19 protein-coding genes are annotated in these 21,092 nt (G+C 71.9%); 3 read left to right on the forward strand and 16 right to left on the reverse strand.

Features of this window, described 5'->3' with window-relative positions:
* Positions 1–62 precede the first annotated feature (62 nt).
* Entirely contained in the window at positions 63–992 is a 930-nt protein-coding gene (locus tag AB0K02_RS21255) for a VCBS repeat-containing protein (protein ID WP_365994031.1), read from the forward strand.
* An 82-nt stretch (positions 993–1,074) separates the two neighbouring features.
* Here the strand turns inward: AB0K02_RS21255 and acnA are convergent, their stop codons facing one another.
* Together acnA and AB0K02_RS21265 are read right to left on the reverse strand one after the other, a co-directional pair.
* On the reverse strand, positions 1,075–3,792 hold the full coding sequence (gene acnA / locus AB0K02_RS21260) for an aconitate hydratase AcnA (RefSeq protein ID WP_365994032.1): 2,718 nt from the start codon (positions 3,790–3,792) through the stop codon (positions 1,075–1,077).
* 302 nt (positions 3,793–4,094) lie between these two features.
* Positions 4,095–4,223, reverse strand: a complete 129-nt coding sequence (locus tag AB0K02_RS21265) for a hypothetical protein (RefSeq protein WP_365994033.1) — start codon at positions 4,221–4,223, stop codon at positions 4,095–4,097.
* 120 nt (positions 4,224–4,343) lie between these two features.
* Here AB0K02_RS21265 and AB0K02_RS21270 point away from each other — a divergent pair, with 120 nt between their 5' ends.
* Positions 4,344–5,873, forward strand: a complete 1,530-nt coding sequence (locus AB0K02_RS21270; protein ID WP_365994034.1) for a UDP-N-acetylglucosamine 1-carboxyvinyltransferase — start codon at positions 4,344–4,346, stop codon at positions 5,871–5,873.
* Positions 5,874–6,187: 314 nt separating this feature from the next.
* On the opposite strand, the gene purM is transcribed toward AB0K02_RS21270, so the two are convergent.
* From purM to AB0K02_RS21340, 14 genes are all read right to left on the reverse strand, one after another.
* Positions 6,188–7,270: a phosphoribosylformylglycinamidine cyclo-ligase gene (gene purM / locus AB0K02_RS21275; protein ID WP_365994035.1), complete on the reverse strand. Its 1,083-nt coding sequence runs from the start codon at positions 7,268–7,270 to the stop codon at positions 6,188–6,190.
* Between the two features lie 34 nt (positions 7,271–7,304).
* On the reverse strand, positions 7,305–8,192 hold the full coding sequence (locus tag AB0K02_RS21280; RefSeq protein WP_365994036.1) for an NAD(P)-dependent oxidoreductase: 888 nt from the start codon (positions 8,190–8,192) through the stop codon (positions 7,305–7,307).
* Complete coding sequence (locus AB0K02_RS21285) at positions 8,189–9,781, reverse strand: class I adenylate-forming enzyme family protein (RefSeq protein ID WP_365994037.1); 1,593 nt, start codon at positions 9,779–9,781, stop codon at positions 8,189–8,191. Before AB0K02_RS21285 ends, AB0K02_RS21280 begins: the two co-directional genes overlap by 4 nt.
* A complete protein-coding gene (locus AB0K02_RS21290; RefSeq protein ID WP_365994038.1) occupies positions 9,778–10,962 on the reverse strand; it encodes a cytochrome P450 in 1,185 nt (394 codons plus the stop codon). The genes AB0K02_RS21285 and AB0K02_RS21290 overlap by 4 nt, the downstream gene beginning before the upstream one ends.
* Positions 10,959–11,702, reverse strand: a complete 744-nt coding sequence (locus tag AB0K02_RS21295; RefSeq protein WP_365994039.1) for a glycosyltransferase family 2 protein — start codon at positions 11,700–11,702, stop codon at positions 10,959–10,961. Before AB0K02_RS21295 ends, AB0K02_RS21290 begins: the two co-directional genes overlap by 4 nt.
* Positions 11,699–12,709, reverse strand: a complete 1,011-nt coding sequence (locus AB0K02_RS21300; RefSeq protein WP_365994040.1) for a 3-oxoacyl-[acyl-carrier-protein] synthase III C-terminal domain-containing protein — start codon at positions 12,707–12,709, stop codon at positions 11,699–11,701. Before AB0K02_RS21300 ends, AB0K02_RS21295 begins: the two co-directional genes overlap by 4 nt.
* A gap of 16 nt (positions 12,710–12,725) precedes the next feature.
* Complete coding sequence (locus tag AB0K02_RS21305; protein WP_365994041.1) at positions 12,726–13,898, reverse strand: hypothetical protein; 1,173 nt, start codon at positions 13,896–13,898, stop codon at positions 12,726–12,728.
* A 134-nt stretch (positions 13,899–14,032) separates the two neighbouring features.
* On the reverse strand, positions 14,033–14,344 hold the full coding sequence (locus tag AB0K02_RS21310) for a DUF6506 family protein (protein WP_365994042.1): 312 nt from the start codon (positions 14,342–14,344) through the stop codon (positions 14,033–14,035).
* A 2-nt stretch (positions 14,345–14,346) separates the two neighbouring features.
* A complete protein-coding gene (locus tag AB0K02_RS21315; protein ID WP_365994043.1) occupies positions 14,347–14,622 on the reverse strand; it encodes an acyl carrier protein in 276 nt (91 codons plus the stop codon).
* A complete protein-coding gene (locus AB0K02_RS21320; RefSeq protein ID WP_365994044.1) occupies positions 14,619–16,430 on the reverse strand; it encodes a fatty acyl-AMP ligase in 1,812 nt (603 codons plus the stop codon). The genes AB0K02_RS21315 and AB0K02_RS21320 overlap by 4 nt, the downstream gene beginning before the upstream one ends.
* 14 nt (positions 16,431–16,444) lie before the next feature.
* Positions 16,445–17,920: an amidophosphoribosyltransferase gene (purF, locus tag AB0K02_RS21325; protein WP_365994045.1), complete on the reverse strand. Its 1,476-nt coding sequence runs from the start codon at positions 17,918–17,920 to the stop codon at positions 16,445–16,447.
* Positions 17,917–18,450 carry a hypothetical protein gene (locus AB0K02_RS21330; protein WP_365994046.1) on the reverse strand — a complete coding sequence of 178 codons (534 nt, stop codon included), beginning with the start codon at positions 18,448–18,450 and terminating at the stop codon, positions 17,917–17,919. Before AB0K02_RS21330 ends, purF begins: the two co-directional genes overlap by 4 nt.
* A complete protein-coding gene (locus tag AB0K02_RS21335) occupies positions 18,447–19,325 on the reverse strand; it encodes a hypothetical protein (RefSeq protein WP_365994048.1) in 879 nt (292 codons plus the stop codon). Before AB0K02_RS21335 ends, AB0K02_RS21330 begins: the two co-directional genes overlap by 4 nt.
* Positions 19,322–20,704: an NAD(P)-binding domain-containing protein gene (locus AB0K02_RS21340; RefSeq protein WP_365994049.1), complete on the reverse strand. Its 1,383-nt coding sequence runs from the start codon at positions 20,702–20,704 to the stop codon at positions 19,322–19,324. Before AB0K02_RS21340 ends, AB0K02_RS21335 begins: the two co-directional genes overlap by 4 nt.
* 278 nt (positions 20,705–20,982) lie before the next feature.
* Between AB0K02_RS21340 and AB0K02_RS21345 the strand changes: the two genes are divergently transcribed.
* A partial coding sequence (locus AB0K02_RS21345; RefSeq protein WP_365994060.1) for a phosphoribosylformylglycinamidine synthase subunit PurS occupies positions 20,983–21,092 on the forward strand: 110 nt, incomplete at its 3' end.

Below are 21,092 nucleotides of genomic sequence, written 5' to 3' on the forward strand. Positions count from 1 at the left end.
CTGTGGCCTGCCCCGTCGAGCGGGGCGGGCCACGTCATCGAGACACTCTCATGGAGACTTACGTGGCCGAACTCTCTGGCCCCAAGCGCGGCCGGGCGCGTGCCCGCCTCGTTGCCGCGGCGACCGCCGCGGCACTGCTCGTCACCGGGGTGGCCGCCGGATCGGCGTCCGCCGCGGACCCGGCGCCCTCCGCGGCCGCCGACGCCCAGGCGCCCGCCACGGGCGGGAACACCTTCGGCACCCAGGCCGCGGCCGCCGACGCCCCGGTCAACGCCCTGTACGGCATCAACAGCGCGGGCGACATGTACGGTTACGCGCCGAACGGTTCCGGCGGCCTCGACAGCCGGGAGCTCGTCGGTTACGGCTGGGGAACCAGCAAGCACATGACGCAGACCGACCACGACGCGGACGGCTCGGCCGACGGCATCTGGGTGGTCGAGAGCTCCGGCATCCTGCACCACCTCTTCTGGGGTGAGGACCCGGTGACCGTCGGCACCGGCTGGGGCATCTACAACAAGGTGCTCTCCACGGGCAACCTCGCCGGCGCGGGCGCCGACGACCTGCTCGCCCGTGACGGCAGCGGGACCCTGTGGCTCTACCTGGGCTACGGCAACGGCACGCTGACCGGCCGTTCCAAGGTCGGCACCGGCTGGGGCATCTACAACCAGATCACCGGCAAGGGCGACCTGACCGGTGACGGCAAGGCCGACATCGTGGCCCGCGACGGTGGCGGCACGCTGTGGCTCTACAAGGGCACCGGCAGCCGCACCGCCCCGTTCAGCGCGCGTACCAAGATCGGTACCGGTTGGAACATGTTCAACAACCTCGTCTCCGTCGGCGACATCGACCTCGACGGCACGACGGACCTGATCGCACGCGACACCGCGGGTGCGCTGTACCTGTACAAGGGCACCGGCAGCGCCACGTCCCCGTTCAAGCCTCGCGTCAAGATCGGCTCCTCCGGCTGGAACACGTACCGGCTGATGTTCTGATCCGTCACGCGAAGGGCCGCACTCCCGTTGCCGGGAGTGCGGCCCTTTTGCTTCGTGCCTGGTCCGTCAGCCGCGGCTGTGCTCAGCCACGAATGAGGTTGCGCAGCACGTACTGCATGATGCCGCCGTTGCGGTAGTAGTCCGCCTCACCGGGGGTGTCGATGCGGACGACCGCGTCGAACTCGACACCGGTGTCGGTGGTGACCTTGACCGTGCGCGGCGTGGTGCCGTTGTTCAGCTCGGTGACGCCGGAGATGGAGAAGGTCTCCTCACCGGTCAGACCGAGGGACTCGGCCGAGGCGCCCTCCGGGAACTGGAGCGGCAGAACGCCCATGCCGATGAGGTTCGAGCGGTGGATGCGCTCGTAGGACTCGGCGACGACGGCCTTGACGCCGAGGAGCGCGGTGCCCTTGGCGGCCCAGTCACGGGACGAGCCGGAGCCGTACTCCTTGCCCGCCAGGATCACCAGCGGGATGCCGGCGGCCTGGTAGTTCTGCGAGGCGTCGTAGATGAACGACACCGGACCGCCGTCCTGCGTGAAGTCGCGGGTGAAGCCGCCCTCGGTGCCCGGCGCGATCTGGTTGCGCAGGCGGATGTTGGCGAACGTACCGCGGATCATGACCTCGTGGTTGCCGCGGCGCGAGCCGTAGCTGTTGAAGTCGCGGCGCTCGACGCCGTGCTCCGTGAGGTACTTGCCGGCCGGGGTGTCGGCCTTGATGGCGCCGGCCGGGGAGATGTGGTCGGTGGTGACCGAGTCGCCGAGCTTGGCGAGGACGCGCGCGCCGGCGATGTCGGAGACCGGGGTGGTCTCCATCGTCATGCCCTCGAAGTACGGGGGCTTGCGCACGTAGGTGGACTGCGGGTCCCACTCGAAGGTGTTGCCGGTCGGGATCGGCAGCGCCTGCCACTGGGCGTCGCCCGCGAAGACGTCGGAGTAGGACTTGGAGAACATGTCCTCGCCGATGGCGTTGGCGACGACGTCGTTGACCTCGGCCTCGGTCGGCCAGATGTCGGCGAGGTAGACCGGCTTGCCCTCGGTGTCGGTGCCGAGCGCGTCCTTGGTGATGTCCACCTTCATCGAACCGGCGATGGCGTACGCGACGACCAGCGGCGGGGAGGCGAGGTAGTTCATCTTGACGTCGGGGTTGATCCGGCCCTCGAAGTTGCGGTTGCCGGACAGCACCGAGGTGACCGCGAGGTCGTGGTCGTTGACCGCCTTGGAGACCTCCTCCGGCAGCGGGCCGGAGTTGCCGATGCAGGTGGTGCAGCCGTAGCCGACGAGGTTGAAGCCGACCTTGTCGAGGTAGGGGGTCAGGCCCGCCTTGTCGAAGTAGTCGGTGACGACCTTGGAGCCCGGGGCGAGGGTGGTCTTGACCCACGGCTTGCGGGTCAGGCCCTTCTCGACCGCCTTCTTGGCCACCAGCGCGGCGGCGACCATGACGTACGGGTTCGAGGTGTTGGTGCAGGAGGTGATCGCGGCGACGGTGACGGCGCCGTGGTCCAGCTGGTACGTCGAGCCGTCGGGGGCGGTGACGGTGACCGGGTTGGACGGGGCGCCGTTGGGGGCCACGGCCGGGGCGTCGGAGGCCGGGAAGGACTCCTGGCCCGCCTCGTCCACGCTGTCGACGTAGTTGCGGACGTCCTGCTTGAACTGCTCGGCGGCGTTCGCGAGGACGATGCGGTCCTGCGGGCGCTTCGGGCCGGCGATGGAGGGGACGACCGTGGAGAGGTCGAGCTCCAGCTTCTCGGAGAAGTCGGGCTCGGCGGCCGGGTCGAGCCAGAGGCCCTGCTCCTTGGCGTACGCCTCGACGAGCGCGACCTGCTGCTCGGAGCGGCCGGTGAGCTTGAGGTAGTTCAGCGTCTCGCCGTCGATCGGGAAGATCGCGGCGGTGGAGCCGAACTCCGGCGACATGTTGCCGATGGTGGCGCGGTTGGCGAGGGAGGTGGCGGCGACGCCCTCGCCGTAGAACTCGACGAACTTGCCGACGACGCCGTGCTTGCGCAGCATCTCGGTGATCGTGAGGACCAGGTCGGTGGCGGTGGTGCCGGGCTTGAGCTCACCGGTCAGCTTGAAGCCGACGACGCGCGGGATGAGCATGGAGACCGGCTGGCCGAGCATGGCGGCCTCGGCCTCGATGCCGCCGACGCCCCAGCCGAGCACACCGAGGCCGTTGACCATGGTGGTGTGCGAGTCGGTGCCGACGAGGGTGTCGGGGTACGCCTGGCCGCCGCGGACCATGACCGTGCGGGCCAGGTGCTCGATGTTCACCTGGTGGACGATGCCGGTGCCGGGCGGGACGACCTTGAACTCGTCGAAGGCGGTCTGGCCCCAGCGCAGGAACTGGTAGCGCTCCTTGTTGCGGCCGTACTCGAGCTCCACGTTCTGGCCGAAGGCGTCCGCGGTGCCGAACTTGTCGGCGATGACGGAGTGGTCGATGACCAGCTCGGCCGGGGCCAGCGGGTTGATCTTCGCCGGGTCGCCGCCGAGCTCCTTGACGGCCTCGCGCATGGTGGCGAGGTCGACGACACAGGGAACACCGGTGAAGTCCTGCATGATCACGCGGGCCGGCGTGAACTGGATCTCCTGGCTGGGCTGGGCCTGGGAGTCCCAGTCGCCGAGCGCCCGGATGTGGTCGGCGGTGATGTTCGCGCCGTCCTCGGTACGGAGGAGGTTCTCCAGGAGGACCTTGAGGCTGTAGGGGAGGCGCGCGGAGCCCTCGACCTTGTCCAGCCTGAAGATCTCGTACGACTCGTCGCCCACGCGCAGCGTGCTGCGGGCGTCGAAGCTGTTCGCCGACACGACAGTCTCCTTCATCAATGTGCGCGTACTACCTCAATGCTGCCGCCACGGCTGCTCGCCGATCCGCTAAGGTAAGGCTTAGTTAGGTAACCCTTACCGACAGGCGGCTTGCGGTACGCCTTCGGCAGATATCTCGATGTCGAGATAACTCTAGTACATGACCGCGGCACGGTCATGCCCGGACACCCTCCCGGCCGTACACCGGCCCCCGGCCCACCCGTACCGGAGAGACTCTCCGGCCGGGCCCCCGGCCGGGAGGGGCCGCCCCCGGACCTGTCCCCTCGGAAGGAATCGACGCCCCGTCAGGCGTTGCCCACCCGGCCGGGCTGCCGCGGGGCCGCCGCGCGGACCGCGGCCTGCGCGACGGCCCTCTTCGTCGTCGGCGCCGACTCCGCCGACATGCGCGGTGTGTTCTGCCAGATTTCGGGCACAAGGGGATGAACTCCCCCCGGACATACACCAACAGGCGAACCGCCGCCACAGGGAGGCGACATCACTCCAACAGCCCATCCCCGCACGATCACATCTCATATGTGAGATAGCCTCCAGCCATGGCAGACGACTACCTCGTACGTATCGGCAAGCTCATCCGTGACGCCCGTCAGCATCGTGGCTGGACACAGAGTCAGCTTGCCGAAGCGCTCGGCACCAGCCAGAGCGCCGTCAACCGTATCGAGCGCGGCAATCAGAACATCAGCCTTGAGATGATCGCGCGCATCGGTGAGGCGCTCGACAGTGAAATCGTCTCGCTCGGTTACGCGGGGCCCATGCATCTGCGCGTCGTCGGCGGACGCCGCCTCTCCGGTTCCATCGACGTCAAGACGAGCAAGAACGCGTGCGTGGCGCTGCTGTGCGGCTCGTTGCTGAACAAGGGGCGGACCGTGCTGCGGCGCGTGGCCCGCATCGAAGAGGTCTACCGCCTGCTCGAAGTGCTCAACTCGATCGGCGTGCGTACCCGTTGGATCAACGACGGCATGGACCTGGAGATCGTGCCGCCCGCCGGTCTCGACATGGACTCCATGGACGCCGACGCCGCGCGCCGCACGCGGTCGATCATCATGTTCCTCGGGCCCCTGCTGCACCGGATGGACACGTTCCGCCTGCCGTACGCCGGTGGCTGCGACCTCGGGACGCGGACCATCGAGCCGCACATGATCGCCCTGCGCCGCTTCGGCCTGGACATCACGGCCACCGAAGGCATCTACCACGCGCGGGTCGACCGTTCGACAGCGCCGGACCGGCCGATCATCCTGACCGAGCGCGGCGACACGGTGACGGAGAACGCCCTCCTGGCCGCCGCGCGCCACGACGGCGTGACCGTCATCCGCAACGCCTCCTCCAACTACATGGTGCAGGACCTGTGCTTCTTCCTGGAGGCGCTGGGCGTCAAGGTCGAGGGCGTCGGCACCACCACGCTGACCGTGCACGGCGTGCCCAACATCGACGTGGACGTCGACTACTCCCCCTCCGAGGACCCGGTCGAGGCGATGAGCCTGATCGCCGCCGCCGTGGTGACCGAGTCGGAGCTGACGATCCGCCGGGTGCCCATCGAGTTCCTGGAGATCGAGCTGGCGGTCCTGGAGGAGATGGGCCTCGACCACGACCGCTCCGGCGAGTACGCGGCGGACAACGGGCGCACCCGGCTGGTGGACCTGACCGTGCGGCCGTCCAAGCTGGAGGCGCCGATCGACAAGATCCACCCCATGCCGTTCCCCGGCCTGAACATCGACAACGTGCCGTTCTTCGCGGCGATCGCGGCCGTGGCGCAGGGCAAGACGCTGATCCACGACTGGGTCTACGACAACCGTGCGATCTATCTCACGGACCTCAATCGCCTGGGCGGCCGGCTCCAGCTGCTCGACCCGCACCGGGTCCTGGTGGAGGGCCCCACCCGCTGGCGCGCGGCGGAGATGATGTGCCCGCCGGCCCTGCGCCCGGCGGTGGTCGTGCTCCTCGCGATGATGGCGGCGGAGGGCACGTCGGTGCTGCGGAACGTGTACGTCATCAACCGGGGGTACGAGGACCTGGCGGAGCGGCTGAACACGGTGGGGGCGCAGATCGAGATCTTCCGGGACATCTGAGACGCGGCGGCCACGCCGTGAGCCCGCGGCCACCGACGCGCTTCGGTGCCCGCGGGTGTGCGTCAGTGCGGCGGGCCGCCGCCCGTGCCGCCCTGACCGTTCGTGAACTCTCCACGGCGTGGACCGAGGGCGTGGATCGAGCGGGTGACGTCCGGCTTGCCGGGCAGAGACGGCGTCTGCGGGGCGTTGCCGAGGAAGTGGATCGCCTGAGGGGGTGGGCACTTCGGCGTTGCCCCTGGTGTTCAGCACCACGTCGTCGCCTCCCCGGCGAGGGCGACGACGGCCTCGGCGGGCCAGTGAGGCTGGTGTGCTGTTCAGCTGGGGTGGTCGCCGGTCAGTTCGGCGCCCGTGGCGCGGTCGCCGCGCTCGATGATCTCGCCCGCGACCCAGGCGTCCACGCCGCGGTCGGCGAGGGTGGTCAGCGCCGCCTCGACGGACTCCGCCGGGACGACGGCCATCATGCCGACACCCATGTTCAGCGTCTTCTCCAGCTCCAGCCGCTCCACCCGACCGGCCCGGCCGACCAGGTCGAACACCGCACCCGGACTCCACGTCGAACGGTCCACCACCGCGTGCAGACCCTCCGGGATCACCCGCGCCAGATTCGCCGCAAGCCCCCCGCCGGTGATGTGACTGAACGCATGCACCTCGGTCGTCCGCGTCAGCGCCAGACAGTCCAGCGAGTAGATCCTCGTCGGCTCCAGCAGTTCCTCGCCCAGCGTCCGGCCGAGCTCCTCGACCCGCTGCTCCAGCGACATCCCCGCCCGGTCGAACAGCACATGCCGCACCAGCGAGTACCCGTTGGAGTGAAGCCCCGACGACGCCATCGCCACGACCACGTCACCCGTGCGGACACGATCCGCACCCAGCAGCCGGTCCGCCTCCACCACACCCGTGCCCGCACCGGCCACGTCGAAGTCGTCCGGCCCCAGCAGACCCGGATGCTCCGCCGTCTCACCGCCGACCAGCGCCGTACCGGCCAGCACACAGCCCTCGGCGATGCCCTTCACGATCCCGGCCACCCGCTCCGGATGCACCTTGCCCACACAGATGTAGTCCGTCATGAACAGCGGCTTGGCACCGCACACCACGATGTCGTCCATGACCATCGCGACCAGGTCGTGCCCGATCGTGTCGTACACGCCCATCCGGCGGGCGATGTCGACCTTCGTCCCCACACCGTCCGTCGCGGACGCCAGCAGCGGACGCTCGTAACGCTTCAGGGCCGAGGCGTCGAAGAGGCCGGCGAAGCCACCCAGACCGCCCAGAACCTCCGGGCGCTGCGTCTTCCTCACCCACTCCTTCATCAGCTCGACAGCGCGGTCACCCGCATCGATGTCGACACCTGCCGTTCTGTAGGACGCCGCTGCGTAGCCGGCACCGAAGCGAGTGGGCATGGTCGGTCGCCTTTCGGGGAGTTGTCGCACGTGTTCACCACGACCGAGCGCCGTGGAAGGACGTCGGCTCCGGGTGGAAGCCGAGGCCCTGGCGTGCCGCGTCGAGCGCGAGGGTGCGCTCCATGGCGAGATGGCTGATCGCGTAACGGGTGACGCGCGGCGGCTGCGCCCGCTTGGCCAGGCGCCACACCGTCTCGGCCGTCGTGGCGGCGGCTGACGCCACGGTGCCGGGCACGGTGCGCAGGCGCACCGGAATCCCGCGGGCGGCGAGCAGTTCGCGCAGCGCGTCCCCGATGGGCACGGCGTCCGCGTCCGCGATGTTGTAGGTGCCCGGTGCCGTGGCGCGGTCGCACGCGAGCAGCGCGGCCGTGGTCAGGTTGCGGATGTGGGTCAGCGACTGGAGGGCCGTGCCGTCGCCCGGCAGCCACAGGGTGCGCCCGCGCACCGCGCTCAGCAGCCGGGGCAGCAGCGTGCGGTCGCCCGGTCCGTAGACGGCGTGCGGGCGCAGCACGACGGTGTCCGGACGGTCGCGCAGGACTTGTTCGGCGGCCGCCTTGGAGGCGGCGTAGTACGTGAGGTAACGGCGGACCGGAGCCTCCGTCTCGCGGGCGAACACGGTCGGCCGGAACGGGTCGTACACGCTGGCGGTGGAGATGTGGACCAGCCGCGCCCCGGGAAAGGACGCGGCCACGTTCCTCGTCCCGGTGAGATTGGCACGCCACACGGGTCCGGGCGCGCCCCAGTCGCCGACGGCCGCGGCCGCGTGGACGACCGCGTCGGCCTCTGGGGCGTTCGTCAACGGTCCCTCGCACAGGTCCCAGTCGGCCCGGGTCAGCGCGTGGACGGTCCAGCCCGCCTCGGCCGCGGCCCGGCAGACGGCCCCGCCCACGAACCCACGCGCGCCGGTCACGGCGATCCTCATCGCGCCGCTCCCGTCCGGCGGTCGCCCGCCGGGCGCAGGCGGGCGCGCAACGCCGCGCGATCCGGTTTGCGGGAGCGGCCGGCGACCGGGATGCGGTCCAGGACGACGACCTCGTCGGGCAGGGCGGCCGCGTCGATCAGCGAAGGCAGCCGTGAACGGACCGACGCGGCAAGGGAGTCCGGCGAGGCCGAGGGGGCGGGGACCACGGCGAGCACGACGCGCTCGTCGCCGTAGTCGTCGGGCACGCCCACGATGACGGCCTCGGCGACGCCGGGCAGGGCGGCGACGGCCGGCTCGTACAGTCCGGGATAGATGTTGGTACGTCCCCGGATCAGCATGTCCTTCTTCCGGCCGCGCAGGACGAGCCGGCCGTCCTCCAGCCCGGCGAGGTCTCCGGTGGCGTGTTCGCGCATCGGCGGTTCGCCGAGATAGCCGCGGCACAGATTCGGCCCGGACACCAGCAGTTCGCCGTCCGGCGCGGTGCGCACGCGCACCCCGGGCAGCGGCGTCCCGAGGAGATCGCCCGGCCCCTCGTGGGCCAGCTTCTGCCGTCCGGTCGCCACGGCGACCGGCACGATCTCGGTCATCCCGTACACCGCGAGGACGTTCACGTGCGGCAGCGCCTCGGCGGCACGGCGCAGCAGTCCCGGCAGCACGGGGGCGCCGCCCAGGACGAGATGCCGCAGGGACGCGGGCACGGCCGCGACGCCCCGCTCGACGGCGTCGATCACGGCGGGCAGGTCGGCGGGCACGCAGAACGCGTGGGTGGCTCCCGCAAGGCCGCGGGCGAACCGCGCCGGGGCGGCCGCCGGGGCGAAGCCGTACGGCGGCATGGTCCAGTGCGCGCCGGCGACCAGGGCCGGAATGCCCATCATCATCTGGTCCGTGTGCAGGACGTCGCCCTCCCCCATGCCAAGGGCCTGTCCGCATCCCGCCAGACCGGCGCCGAGCGAACCGCGGGTGTGCACCACGGCCTTGGGGGCGGCGGTCGTGCCGGAGGTGAAGACGACGAGCGCCTCCTGGCAGGGGGCCGGTTCCGGGCGGACGGCCGGGGCGGGGCCCGAGGCGAGCCGGCGTGCCGACAGCGCCCCTGCGGGGACTCCCGGCAGCCGGCGCCCTGCGTAGATGTGGCGCAGGCCGAGCCGGTGGTAGTGGGGCAGCAGCAGTCCGCGGCGCCTCGCCAGCGGACGGCCGTACCGGGCGGCGGCGTACAGCAGCGACTCGGCCGCGGCCCAGCGCGGGGCGGCGAGTTCACGGCGTGCGGCGAACAGTGCGGGGCCCACTCCGGGGTCGGCGAAGACCACGGTGCCGCCTGCCGCGATCACGCCCAGGGCGAGCACCACGCCCGCCGGTCCGGGGCGCACGGAGAACAGGACCCGCTCGCCCTCCTCCATTCCCGCCGCGCGCAGCCGCTGTGCCGTGGACAGCACCGCGCGGCCGAACTGCGCATAGCCGAGGGTGCGGCCGTCGGGGCCGGTGAGCGCGGGGGCGGCGCCGCGCCGGTCGGCCGTGTCGAGCAGGGCGGTGAGCAGGTCGACGTCCCCCGGCCCGCGGGTGCTGGGGCCGGGCTCGTACAGGGTCTCGGTCAACGCGCGCTCCGAAGCTTGACGGTGAGTCGGGCGTACCCGGGGATCAGGACGCGGCGGGCCGTACGGCGGCCGGTGACATCCGTCGGTCCGGCGGCGAGGACGGCGGTCAGCACCGCGCGGATCTGCGCCATGGCGAGCGGCATGCCGAGGCAGAAATGCGGCCCGGCACCGAACCACAGGCGGCGCACTTCCGGCGGGTGCGGCAGCTCGGGGGCGAAGGGGCCGTACGCCCGCGCGCACAGCAGCGTCGCCACCACGACGCGGTCGCCGGGCTCCACCGGCACGCCGCCGATCTCGGCGCTCCGGGCGACGCTGCGCAGCATCACGGGTGACGGCACGGTGATCCGCAGCGCTTCCTCCACGACGGGGTCGAGGTCGGCCGTGCCGTCCCCGAGCCCGTCGAGGCGGCCCGTGTCGTGGCAGATCGCGACCAGTCGCGGGACGAAGGAGACCAGCGTCTCCGTCCCGGTGAGCAGAAAGGCGCCGACGGCGCCACGGGCCTCCTGCTCGCTCAGGCCCAGTTCCCGCAGCCGGCCCGGCAGGGTCTCCTCCCCGCCCCGCCGGTAGGCCGTCACGGCCGAGGCGGTGAGCCGCCCGAGCACCTCGCGCGCCCGGGCCACCTGGCGGGTGGTCATCGAGTGGCGCCACAGCCGGACCATGCCGGTGACCTCGGCTGCCTCCGCGTGTGCCGTGGCGAACCGGCGCGGATCCACCGGCAGGCCGACGATCTCGCAGATGGCGGCGCCCGCACAGGTCTGCGCGACGCGGACGAGGTCCACCTCCTCGCCCGAGCGCAGCCGGTGGGTCAGCTCCGCGAGGGGCTGTGCGAGCACGCGCTCGCAGAGCGCGGCGACATAGCCCGGTGTGAAGAGACCGGAGAGCCGCCGACGCAGTGCCCCGTGGTCGGGGCCCTCCATGTTGAGGAGGACCGAGGGGCCGAGCACCGGGGTCCACAGGTCCGCGGGCGAGCCCGGCCCGGTCTTGGTGAAGTGCGTGGTGTCGCAGAGCACTTGGCGCGCGAGGGCGGCGTCGCTCACGACCACGCCGACGCGCGGCACCCGCACGACCGGGCCGCGGGCCGCGATCGCGCGCAGCAGCCGGTAGGCGACCGGGTGGGCGGAGGTCTGCACCCGGTGCTCCCACCGGTCCCAGGCGGCGGGGCGTACGGCGGCCGTCGTCATCGGATGTCCACCACCTCGGGGCGGTAGCGGTGGTCCGCGTACCAGCCGAGCGTGCGGCGCAGACCCCAGGCCCGTACCCGGCGCGCGGAACCCGCGACGCGCACGTCCCGCCGCACGCCGTACGCGGAGGTGAGCAGCCGTACCGCGTTGACCAGGGCCCGGTCCTCGTGGAGCTCCTCGATGGCGGTGCGCGGGAAGCCGCCGGCGCGCACGTACAGGTCCGCCGTGATCGCCATGTTGCAGCCGGGGGCCATCACATAGGGGCCGAGGTAGCCGGGCCCCCGGTTGCCGGGCCTGAACCGTCCGAAGAGCGCGGCCGCTTCGGTGGCCGCGACGAGGGCCGCGCGGCGCAGCGGGGGCAGCGGCGCCTCGTCGGTGCGGGGCCGCAGCCGGCCGGCGATCAGCTGGAGGCCGTCGTGGAAGGCCGCACGGACGCGTGCGGTCCAGTCCGGCTCGGGCAGGCAGTCGGCGTCGGTGCGGGCCAGATGCGTGGCTCCGTGGGCGATGGCGTAGCGCATTCCGGTGTCGGCGGCGGCGCCGGTGCCCTTGCGTGTCTCGTGCACGACGTGCAGGTCACCGGGGAAGCCGCAGGACCGTACGACGTCCGCGGTGCCGTCCGTCGAGTCGTTGTCGACGACGACGAGGGAGAAGTCGCGGTCGGTCTGCGCCGCGAGCGCCCGCAGCGTCGCCGTGATGCCCGGCGCCTCGTTGTACGCGGGCACGACCACCCAGAGCCTCACAGCCGGATCACGCTCATTCCCATGCTGATGCCGCCGGCGAGCCCGACGAGTGCGACCAGGTCGCCGACGCCTGCCCGGCCGCTCTCCACGGCGCGCACGAGTTGGAGGGGCAGGCTCGCCGACGCCGCGTTGCCGTGCTCGGTGACGGTGACGGTGATCTTGTCCTCGGGCAGGCCGAACCGTCCGGTGAGTTCGTCGAGGTAGGGCTTCGACACCTGGTGGACGCAGACCGCCGCCATGTCCTGCCAGCCGACGCCGAGCCGGTCCAGGGTCTCGTCGAGGATCCCGGGGCCCAGCTGCTCGAACGCCCGGCGCAGTCCCACGCCGTCGAGCCGGAAGTAGGTGTGCTCGTCGCCGCGCGGGTTGGCCGAACCGCCCGAGGCGAGTGTGCCGACGTTCCAGCAGCGGGAGTCGGCCGTGAAACCGAAGCCGAGGATGCCGGGTGCGGCGGACCGCTCGACGAGCAGCGCCGCACCCGCGTCGGAGAGGGTGTAGCCCGGGATCGACGCCAGGTACGTGCGCAGGTCGGGGACCGACCAGCGCACCGCGCGCGAGGGCGACTCGCCGCAGGCGATGAGGATGCGGCGGTAGGAGCCCTGGGCGATGAGGGCGTGAGCGGTCTCCAGGGCGTTGAGCACGCTGTTGCACGCGTTCTTCACGTCGAAGACGGGGCAGCGGAGGCCGAGGTGGGCGGCGACCATGTGCGAGGTCGCCGGCTCGATCATGTCCTGGCTGGCCGCGGCGAAGACGAGCAGGTCTATGCTCTCGGGGTCCGTCCCCGTCTCGGCGAGCAGCTTGCGTGCCGCCGCGGCCGCGAGGTCGGATGCCTGCCAGTCGTCGGGCATGACGTGCAGCCGTTCGACGCCGGTCAGGCGGCGGACGAGGCCGGGCGGAGGGCTGAATCCGGTGCCTGCGGCGGCCACACGGCGCTCGGTCTCCGCCGCGGTGCGCACGGTCTCGGGCATGTGCACGGCCACACCGGCGAGCCGGGCATGGGTCCTGGGCATGGAGTCGGGTCTCCCGTCAGACGAGGGTCACGGTCAGCCGGTCGTACGAGGGGATGACCACGCGGCGGCTGTAGCGGCGCTCGACGATGCGCCAGGGCCGCCCCACGGCGGTCAGCGTCTCGAGCGTGCGACCGATCTCCGCCTGGGCGATGGCGGAACCGAGGCAGTGGTGGCGGCCGGCGCCGAACCACAGCTGGCGGTTGGCCGGTTCGGCGGGCCGGTCGAGCCGGAATCCCCCGGTGAGGCTGTTGGCGGTGTAGTTGAGCAGCGTGATCCGGTCGCCGGCGCGCAGCGTGCGCCCGGCGAGCCGCACGTCGCTGCGTACGGTTCGGCCGATGACCGGAGCGGGTGCCGTCACCCGCAGTCCTTCGCGCACGGCCTCCGGGACGCGGCCCGGGTCCGCCACGAGCTTGTGCTGCTCACCCGTGTCGTGCAGCAGGGCGACGGTCCTCGTGATCGCGCTCGCCGCGGTCTCGGTGGCGGCCACGCCGACGAGCGCGGCCATGCCGGCCGTCTGCTCGGCGTCGAGGCCCACTTCGCGGCAGCGTCCGATGAGGTGGTCGGCCGGTTCCGTGCGCCACGCCTCGGTGACGTGGCCGGTGAGCCGGGCGACGACGCCCCGGCCGCGGGCGAGGGTCGCCTCGGTCAGGTCGCCTCCCCCGGCGGCTTCGAGGGAGATCGCGGCCAGTTCACGCGCGGTGGCGAAGACCCGCTCGTAGGCGGCGTCGTCGGTGCCCGTGACGGGGACCCGGAGCAGTTCCGTGACGATCCGGCCGACGACCGCCCGGCCGAGCGCCGCGACGTCCACCGGTCTCCCGACGGCGAGCAGGGCCCGGGCCTCGGCCAGGCGGGCGCCGATGGTGCGGTCCACCAGGGCGCGGGCGTTGGTCTCGCCGAAGAGTTCGCGGGTACCGGCCCGCAGCGCGCGGTGTCCTTCCCCGTCGAAGAGGTCGTCGACCCAGTCGCCGAGGAGCTGGGCCCACAGGCGGCCGACACCACCGCGGTCGAGGACGGTGAAGTGCTTCTGGTCGGTGAGGACGGAACGCGCCGTCGCCGCGTCGGCGGTCACCCAGCCGATGCGGGGCACGTGCTTCAGGGGCCGGGCCAGCCGGCCCGCGTGCAGCAGGAGCGGGAGGGCGGGACGGCTGGCCGCCAGCACGCGCAGTTCATGGAGTTCGGCGCGGTTCATCTGATCCATCTCGTCGGGTCGGAACTGGCGAGGGGCTGCCGGGCCTCCTCCCGCCTACGGGGGGTGGAGCGGAAGGAGGCCGGCAGGGGGCGGGCCAGGGGGTGTCCGATCCGCCGGACACCCCCTGTGGGGGGTCAGCCCGCCTGGGGCGGGAAGAGCGCTGCCATGCCGTCGATCGACTCGGGGCCGTAGCCGACCGAGCCGACCGGCACGCGGGACTTGGTGGCCTCGATGACCTTGGCCGTCCACACGGGGCCGAAGCCTCCGCACAGTTCGATGAGCTGGATGCCGTCGTCGACCAGCTCGGCGGCGACCTGCGGTGCGCGGGCCGGGTCCGCCATGCCGACCATCACGGCCCGGAACCCGTCCCGTTCGATCACGGTGCGGTCGCGGTCGGGGTCGAGTCCGCGTCCGGTGAAGAGGAATCCGAATGCGTCCAGTGCCATGTTCATCGCTCCTTGAGTTGCCGGGCCAGCTCGTCCACGACCTCGTCGGCCGCTTCCGTCAGGGTCAGCCGGCCGAGGGAGGCGTCCTTGCGCAGCTGGACACCGCACCACTTCTCCAGCTCGCCGACCAGGACGAAACTTGTCATCGAGTCGATGCCGAACGCGCTGAGCGGCACGTCCGGGTCGAGCTCGGAGGCTTCCATCTCCAGCAGGTCCGCCATCACGTGGCGCAGCCGCTCGATCACCTGCTCCTGGGTGATCTCCTGTGCGGTGCTCATGCTGCTCCGTTCATCCGCCTGCTGGACCACTGCGCCAGCGGCTGCAGCTGTCCGGACTTCACCTGCTGCGCGCACTCGCGCCGCCGGATCTTGCCGCTCGTGGTGCGCGGCACCTTGTTGCGGGGCACGGCGTAGACGCTGACGGCGGCCGGCAGCACCTTCGCCACCGCGATGCCGGCGGCGCGGACGGCGGCGGCGAGTTCCTCGGGATCGCGCACGGTGGTCTCGACGACGACGGCCACGCCCCGGTCGTCCTCGCCGAGCGGCCAGGCGGCGGCCCGCTGCTGGGCGAAGGCGGGGTGGGAGTCCAGCGCGACCGCCTCCGCGTCCTGCGGGAAGTAGTTCTCCCCGCCGATGATCAGGACGTCCTTGATGCGGCCGGTGACGAACAGCTCGCCGTCGTCGACGAAGCCGAGGTCGCCCGTGCGCACGTAGGTGCGGCCCCTGTCGTGCTCCGCGCCCTCGACGCGGGCCGCGAAGACGTCCTCGGACTCCTGGTCGCGGCCCCAGTAGCCCGCGCAGTTGCCGGGCGAGTCGACCCAGATCTCGCCGACGACGCGGTCGGCGAGCGGATGGCGGGTCTTGGGGTCGACGACGGCGACGCGGACGTCGTCCACCACCGGCCCGCAGCCCACGAGTTCGACGCCCTCCGCGTCGACGGTGGTCCTCACCGCCTTGCCCTCGGCCAGCGCGTCGCGGTCGTAGAGCCCGACCACCGTGGGCACGAGCGACGGGCTCACACTGACGGCGAGAGTGCACTCGGCGAGGCCGAAGCCGGGTGAGAAGACCTCCTCGCGGAAGAAGCTCACCCGGAACGCCTCGGCGAACCGGCGCTGGGTGGCGGCGCGTACGGGCTCCGAGCCGTTCACCGCGACCCGCCAGGTGGACAGGTCGATGGCGGCGCGCTCGTCCTCGGGCACCCGGTTGACGCACATGTCGTACGCGAAGTCCGGCGCGGCGGTGAAGACGTCGTCCTCGGCGGCGATGGCGCGCAGCCACACCCGCGGGTCCCGGACGAAGGTGGCCGGCTCCATGGTGACGGTCGTGGCACCGGAGACCAGCGGCAGCACCACGGCGGTGCACAGCCCCATGTCGTGGAAGAAGGGCAGCCAGCTGACGATGGTGGTGGTGGGCTCCACCTCGCAGCGGTCGCGCATCGCGGCCTGGTTGGCGACGAGATTGCCGTGGCCGACGACGACGCCGCGCGGATCGCCGGTGGAGCCGGACGTGTACTGGAGCAGCGCCGTGGTCGCCGGGTCGAGCGCCACCGGGTCGGGCAGCGCCGCCCCGGCGGACTCCGGCGCGTCCGGCCGGCGCACCGCGACCCACCGCACTCCGGGCAGGAGGCCGGCATCCGCCTCGTCGGCCTCCTGCTGGGTGGAGACGAGGACGGCGCACGGGTCGCAGTCGCCGCAGATCGCCGAGAGCCGTTCGGCGCGGGTGGTGGTGGTGCCCGCGCGGGCGGCCGTACGGAACGCGGGGACCGGCACGGCGATCATCCCGGCGTACAGGCAGCCCAGGAAGCCGATGTGGAAGTCGAGTCCGGGCAGGGCGGGCACGATCACGCGGTCACCGGCGCCGCCGGTCTCGCGCAGCGCCACGGCCAGCGCTCGGGCGCGCCGGTCGAGCTCGACCGGGGTCAGGCTCTCGACGGGTGCCCCGGAGGCGTCGAGGGCGGTGACGACGGGACGGTCCGCGTCGGGTCCGGTGGTGCGTGCGAGCAGTGCTTCGACGATGGTGCGGGCTGCCCGACCGGTGTGCGCCGGTGCCGGCGACCGGGTCGCGCTCGCCTCGGTTGGGGTGTTCACTGCTGAAGCTCTCCTCATTCGGCGGTGCCCTGGGACGCAAGGGCGGTGTCGGTTCGGGTCCCCGGCTGCGGCAGGCCGGCCGGGTCGGGGAAGGCGCCGGCGGGGACGGCGGTGGGATAGCGGCCGGTCAGACAGGCGGTGCAGTAGCCGGATGGGTCGCCACCGGCGGCCTGGACGAGCCGGTCGAGCGAGAGGAACGCCACGCTGTCGCAGCCGAGTTGCTCGGCCAGCTCCGTGATCGGCAGCCGGGCGGCGAGCAGTTCCTCCGGACGTCCGGTGTCGATGCCGTAGAAGCACGGCCACCGGTACGGCGGGGAGGCGATCCGCAGATGCACCTCCACGGCCCCGGCCTCGCGCAGCAGCCCGGTCACGGTCCGCATGGTGGTGCCCCGGACGAGCGAGTCGTCCACCAGCACCACCCGCTGCCCGGCCACCGCGCCCGCGACCGGGGCGAGCTTGCGGCGCACCGTGTTCTCACGGGCCGACGCCTCCCCCGCGATGAAGCTGCGGCCGACGGCTCCGGGCCGCAGCAGGCCCTGGACGACGGGCAGGCCGGCGCGCTCGGCGTAGCCGTCGGCGGCGACGCGCGCGGTCTCCGGAGTGGCCACGACCACCGGACGCGGTGAGCCGAGGACCGGCGCGTAGTCGGCGAGGGCCTGCCCCGCCCGGTAGCGCGCCTGGTAGACGCCGCGTCCGGAGAGGGTCGAGTCGGCCCGGGCGAAGTAGACGTACTCGAAGAGGCAGGCCGCCGTCTTCGCGTCCGGCACCTCCACCCGGCTGCTCGCCGTGCCCCGCGCGCCGATGGACAGCACCTCGCCCGGTTCGAGCTCTCGGACCACCTCGCCGCCGACGGCGGTGATCGCGGCGGTCTCGGAGGCGAGCAGCCAGGCGTCGCCGCGCCGCCCAAGGGCGAGCGGGCGGAAGCCGTGCGGGTCGCGCACCCCGTACAGATTCTGTCCGTCGGACAGGACGAGGGCGTACGCGCCCCTGAGCCGGGGCAGCACCGCGTGCAGGGCGGCCGGGGTGTCGACGCCGTCCGCCGTGCGGGCGGCGAGCAGCAGCCGGGCCAGCAGCTCGCTGTCGGTGGAGCACAGTCCCGGGTCGATCGCGTCGGCGCCGGGCGCCTTGTGCGGGTCGACCAGGGTGCCGTTGTGCGCGACGGCGAGCGGCGGCCGGTCAAGGACCACGGGCTGGGCGCCGGCCAGACCGTCCCGCGCGCCGTGGGTGGCGTAGCGGACGTGACCGACCGCGACCGGGCCTTCGGGCAGCCCTTGGAGGCCGGGCAGGGCCTGGGCGACGGTGCCCGCGCCGTGCCGGGCGACGAGGGCCTCGCCCGTGCCCACGGCGATGCCGGCGCTCTCCTGCCCGCGGTGCTGCAGTGCGACGAGCATCTCCCGTACCAGTGCGGCATGGTGGCCGGCCGGCCCCCAGACGCCCGCGACGCCGCAGGCCTCGCGGGGCTTGTCCACGTCGTACGGGTCCACGCTCATGCGGTGTCACCGCCCGAGTCGAGCCAGTCGGTGAACGCGTCCAGGTCCGGGAGGATCACGGTCGAGCAGGACAGGACCGCGAGGTTCTGCCGCATGTCCGTGATGGAGACGACGGTGCGTCCGGCACGGTAGGCGGAGAGCATCTCGGCGGCGGTGCCCATGCTCGGCTCGTGGCCGGGCAGCCAGGCCACGCACACGTCGCTCGCGGCGGCCAGCCGCGTGAGCTGGTGGAACAGGTCGGTCAACTCACGTAGCTCCGGGGCGAGTTCGGCGTGGCGCAGGACCGGACGGTCCGCGAGCGCGGCGTGTGCGGCCCGCACGTCGGCGGGATGCGCCGCCAGCCATTCGGCCATCACCACACCGGGGTCGTGGATCACCGCGCCGGGACGCCGGTCGCGCAGGCTGCGGGTCAGCAGCCGCCGGTAGGACTGGTCGGTGAGGTCCGCGCCGGTGCGCGCTCCCTGCATGGTGCCGGCGAGGAAGTAGGAACGGGTCTGCCGCGGCACGTGCGGCACGGCTTCGGAGGTCATTCGTCCTCCATGGAGTAGGGGGCCAGGGTCAGTCCGGCGGGGGCCGCGGCGCGGTGGATGGCCGCCGCCTCCAGGAGGAACGCGACCACGTCGTCCTGGGGCGCGGAGACCGCGTCGGCCACGACTTCCAGGTCGCGCTGGAAGCGCGCGTCGCCGTGCGCCGCGACCGCGCCCTGGTTGTCCTTCGTGATCATGAGGGTGCGGTCCTCGGCGACACCCGCGGGCCGGCCTGCCAGGGGCAGGATCAGCTCCGCCATGTGCCGGGTCACCGGGTGGACCACGCGGACGGACACGCTGTGCTGCTCGGGATGGACCAGCAGCGGACGCACCCAGTCCGCCGGGGGCGGAACGGTCGCGAGCCGCGACTGCGGGCGCAGGACGAACGCCCTCGACGCCACGTTGTGCCCGCGCCGCGGGCTGAAGCGGAGATAGTCCAGGCGAAGGGCGTCGTCGTCGAGCGTCCACGTGGCCCGCACCCGGCCCGGCGCGGGTGTGCCGTCCTCGCGCACCCGGTACGGGTAGGCGTCGACGGTCACCCGGACCACGCCGTCGACCGCCGCCGCGCGGTCGAGCCGCAGCGGCTCCGCGTGCAGCAGGTACGGGTCGAGGACGACGATGTGGTCGTCCCGGCGGTAGACGGCCGCCACATGACGCCCGTCGATGAGGTACTCGGCGGCGATCCCGGACCGCTCGGCCACCATCCGCCCGGCGGCGAACGACTGCCAGGCGCAGGACAGCCCGAAGCGCGGCGGCGCCGCCCGGGTGCCGAAGTACTCGTGGAACTGGGACGCGCTGTTGTACGGAATCCCGACGAGGACCTCGTCGAGCACTTCCTTCTGCACATCGCTCAACAGCGCCGCGCCGACGGCGTTCACTTGCGGCCTCCCTGGAAGAGCGCGGCGGCCTGCTCCAGCAGGGAGGGCCGGCGAGCGTACGTGGTGTCCCGGCCCCCGAGCAGCGACAGGTGTTCGCGCAGGACACGCAGATAGGTGAGAAGTTCGAACTGGGTGAGATTGCGCGGGGAGTCGAGGAACTTGATGCCGCCGCTGATGTCCACGTCCCGGCGGCGCTTGAGCTCGTCGAAGCCGCGGGCGGCCTCCGGATCCCGCCGCCGGGCCGCGAGATAGGCGGCGATCACCCGTGACTGCAGCTCGACGGTGGGGAAATGACCGCCCGTGCCGTCGGTCATCCCGGCGATGAAGAGGTCGTCGTAGCGGGGCGAGAAGGCCAGCAGATAGAAATCGGGGCGCCCCTTGTTCCAGTCGAGGTGTTCCTCACCGACGAACGGAATGTGGATCCGGAATCCGGTCGCCATGATGATGGTGTCGAATTCCTCCGACGTACCGTCCGAGAACTCCACTAACTTTCCGTCGAAACGCACGGGGGCCTTGCGCACCTTCACCCGGCCGTGCGCACAGTAGTAGGGCAGCAGCGAATTCACGATCGGCGGGGATTCCAGCGGCTCGTGGTCGGGCTTCGGCAGGCCGAACTGATCGGGGCTGCCGATGCTCAGCTTCAGCATGGTCCGGTAGGCGGCACGCGCCAAGGGCGCCGGGAGACGCAGGTTCTGGCTCGATTCCGAGACCTGGTCGGCGGGCTTTCCGAAGATGAACTTCGGAAAGAAGTAGTATCCGCGGCGCATGCTGATGGCGACATGGTCGCTCACGCCCGCGGCCTCCACCGCGATGTCACAGCCGGAGTTTCCGGCACCGACGACGAGAACCCGCTTGCCGGCGAGGGCGGCCGGGTTGGTGTAGTCCCTGCTGTGCAGGATCTCCCCGTCGAACTTCCCCTCGAAGGACGGCAGATGGGGGTGCCAGTTGTGGCCGTTCGCAATGACCAGGGCGCTGTGCTCCTGGGAGTGGCCGTCTGCGGTGGAGACGCGCCAGCCGTCGGGGAGCCGCTCGACCTCGGTGACGTCGGAGTCGAAACGGATCAGCCGCAGCAGGTCGAAACGCTCGGCGTACTGCTGCAGGTAGGTGCGCACCTGATCGTGACGCGGATAAGCGGGAAGGCCCCGGTCCATGGGGAGGTCCGCATATCCCGTCACCTCGCGCGAGGTGATGGTGTGGGTGTTCTGGTAAACGGAACTGCGGGGATTTCCGATGTCCCAGATTCCGCCCACTCCGGAGTGGGACTCGTATCCCACGCAGGCAATGTTCAGATCAGTGAGGTTCTTGAGAGAGGCCAGACCGGAAGGGCCCGCTCCGATGACGGCCACCGGCCGTGGATCCACGTGTGGTTCGGACGACATGCTGACTCCCCCGTTGAGATTGCGTCGTAGGCATCGACACCCCCGGCGTGTCGAGGTGCCTGACCAAGACTCCATCAGGTCACCGCTTCGACTCCAGCCACTTTCAAGGACTTTCAAGCGACCGGAGAGATTTCCGCTTCGCCTTGACTTCCGGCCCCGGACTTCCGCCTAATGGGCGCGACCGGACTTCGCGAGAAAGTGAATCACGTCACTTTTCCTCTTCCGGTTGAACCGCTGAACTCTCATTTACGTAGGCAGCCTTACCAGGAGGAGTGCCCGTGGCTCGCGTCGTGGTCGACGTCATGCTCAAGCCCGAGATCCTCGACCCCCAGGGACAGGCGGTGCAGCGTGCACTGCCCCGTCTGGGATTCGACGGGATCGCGGACGT

It is taken from the genome of Streptomyces sp. NPDC049597, from assembly GCF_040675505.1.
Taxonomy (GTDB): domain Bacteria; phylum Actinomycetota; class Actinomycetes; order Streptomycetales; family Streptomycetaceae; genus Streptomyces.

Coding starts and splice junctions, on each gene's coding strand:
- AB0K02_RS21270 (WP_365994034.1), top strand. CDS start 4,344: ATGGCAGACGACTACCTCGTACGTATCGGCAAGCTCATCCGTGACGCC.
- purM (WP_365994035.1), bottom strand. CDS start 7,270: ATGCCCACTCGCTTCGGTGCCGGCTACGCAGCGGCGTCCTACAGAACG.
- AB0K02_RS21280 (WP_365994036.1), bottom strand. CDS start 8,192: ATGAGGATCGCCGTGACCGGCGCGCGTGGGTTCGTGGGCGGGGCCGTC.
- AB0K02_RS21290 (WP_365994038.1), bottom strand. CDS start 10,962: ATGACGACGGCCGCCGTACGCCCCGCCGCCTGGGACCGGTGGGAGCAC.
- AB0K02_RS21300 (WP_365994040.1), bottom strand. CDS start 12,709: ATGCCCAGGACCCATGCCCGGCTCGCCGGTGTGGCCGTGCACATGCCC.
- AB0K02_RS21305 (WP_365994041.1), bottom strand. CDS start 13,898: ATGAACCGCGCCGAACTCCATGAACTGCGCGTGCTGGCGGCCAGCCGT.
- AB0K02_RS21310 (WP_365994042.1), bottom strand. CDS start 14,344: ATGGCACTGGACGCATTCGGATTCCTCTTCACCGGACGCGGACTCGAC.
- AB0K02_RS21315 (WP_365994043.1), bottom strand. CDS start 14,622: ATGAGCACCGCACAGGAGATCACCCAGGAGCAGGTGATCGAGCGGCTG.
- purF (WP_365994045.1), bottom strand. CDS start 17,920: ATGAGCGTGGACCCGTACGACGTGGACAAGCCCCGCGAGGCCTGCGGC.
- AB0K02_RS21330 (WP_365994046.1), bottom strand. CDS start 18,450: ATGACCTCCGAAGCCGTGCCGCACGTGCCGCGGCAGACCCGTTCCTAC.
- AB0K02_RS21340 (WP_365994049.1), bottom strand. CDS start 20,704: ATGTCGTCCGAACCACACGTGGATCCACGGCCGGTGGCCGTCATCGGA.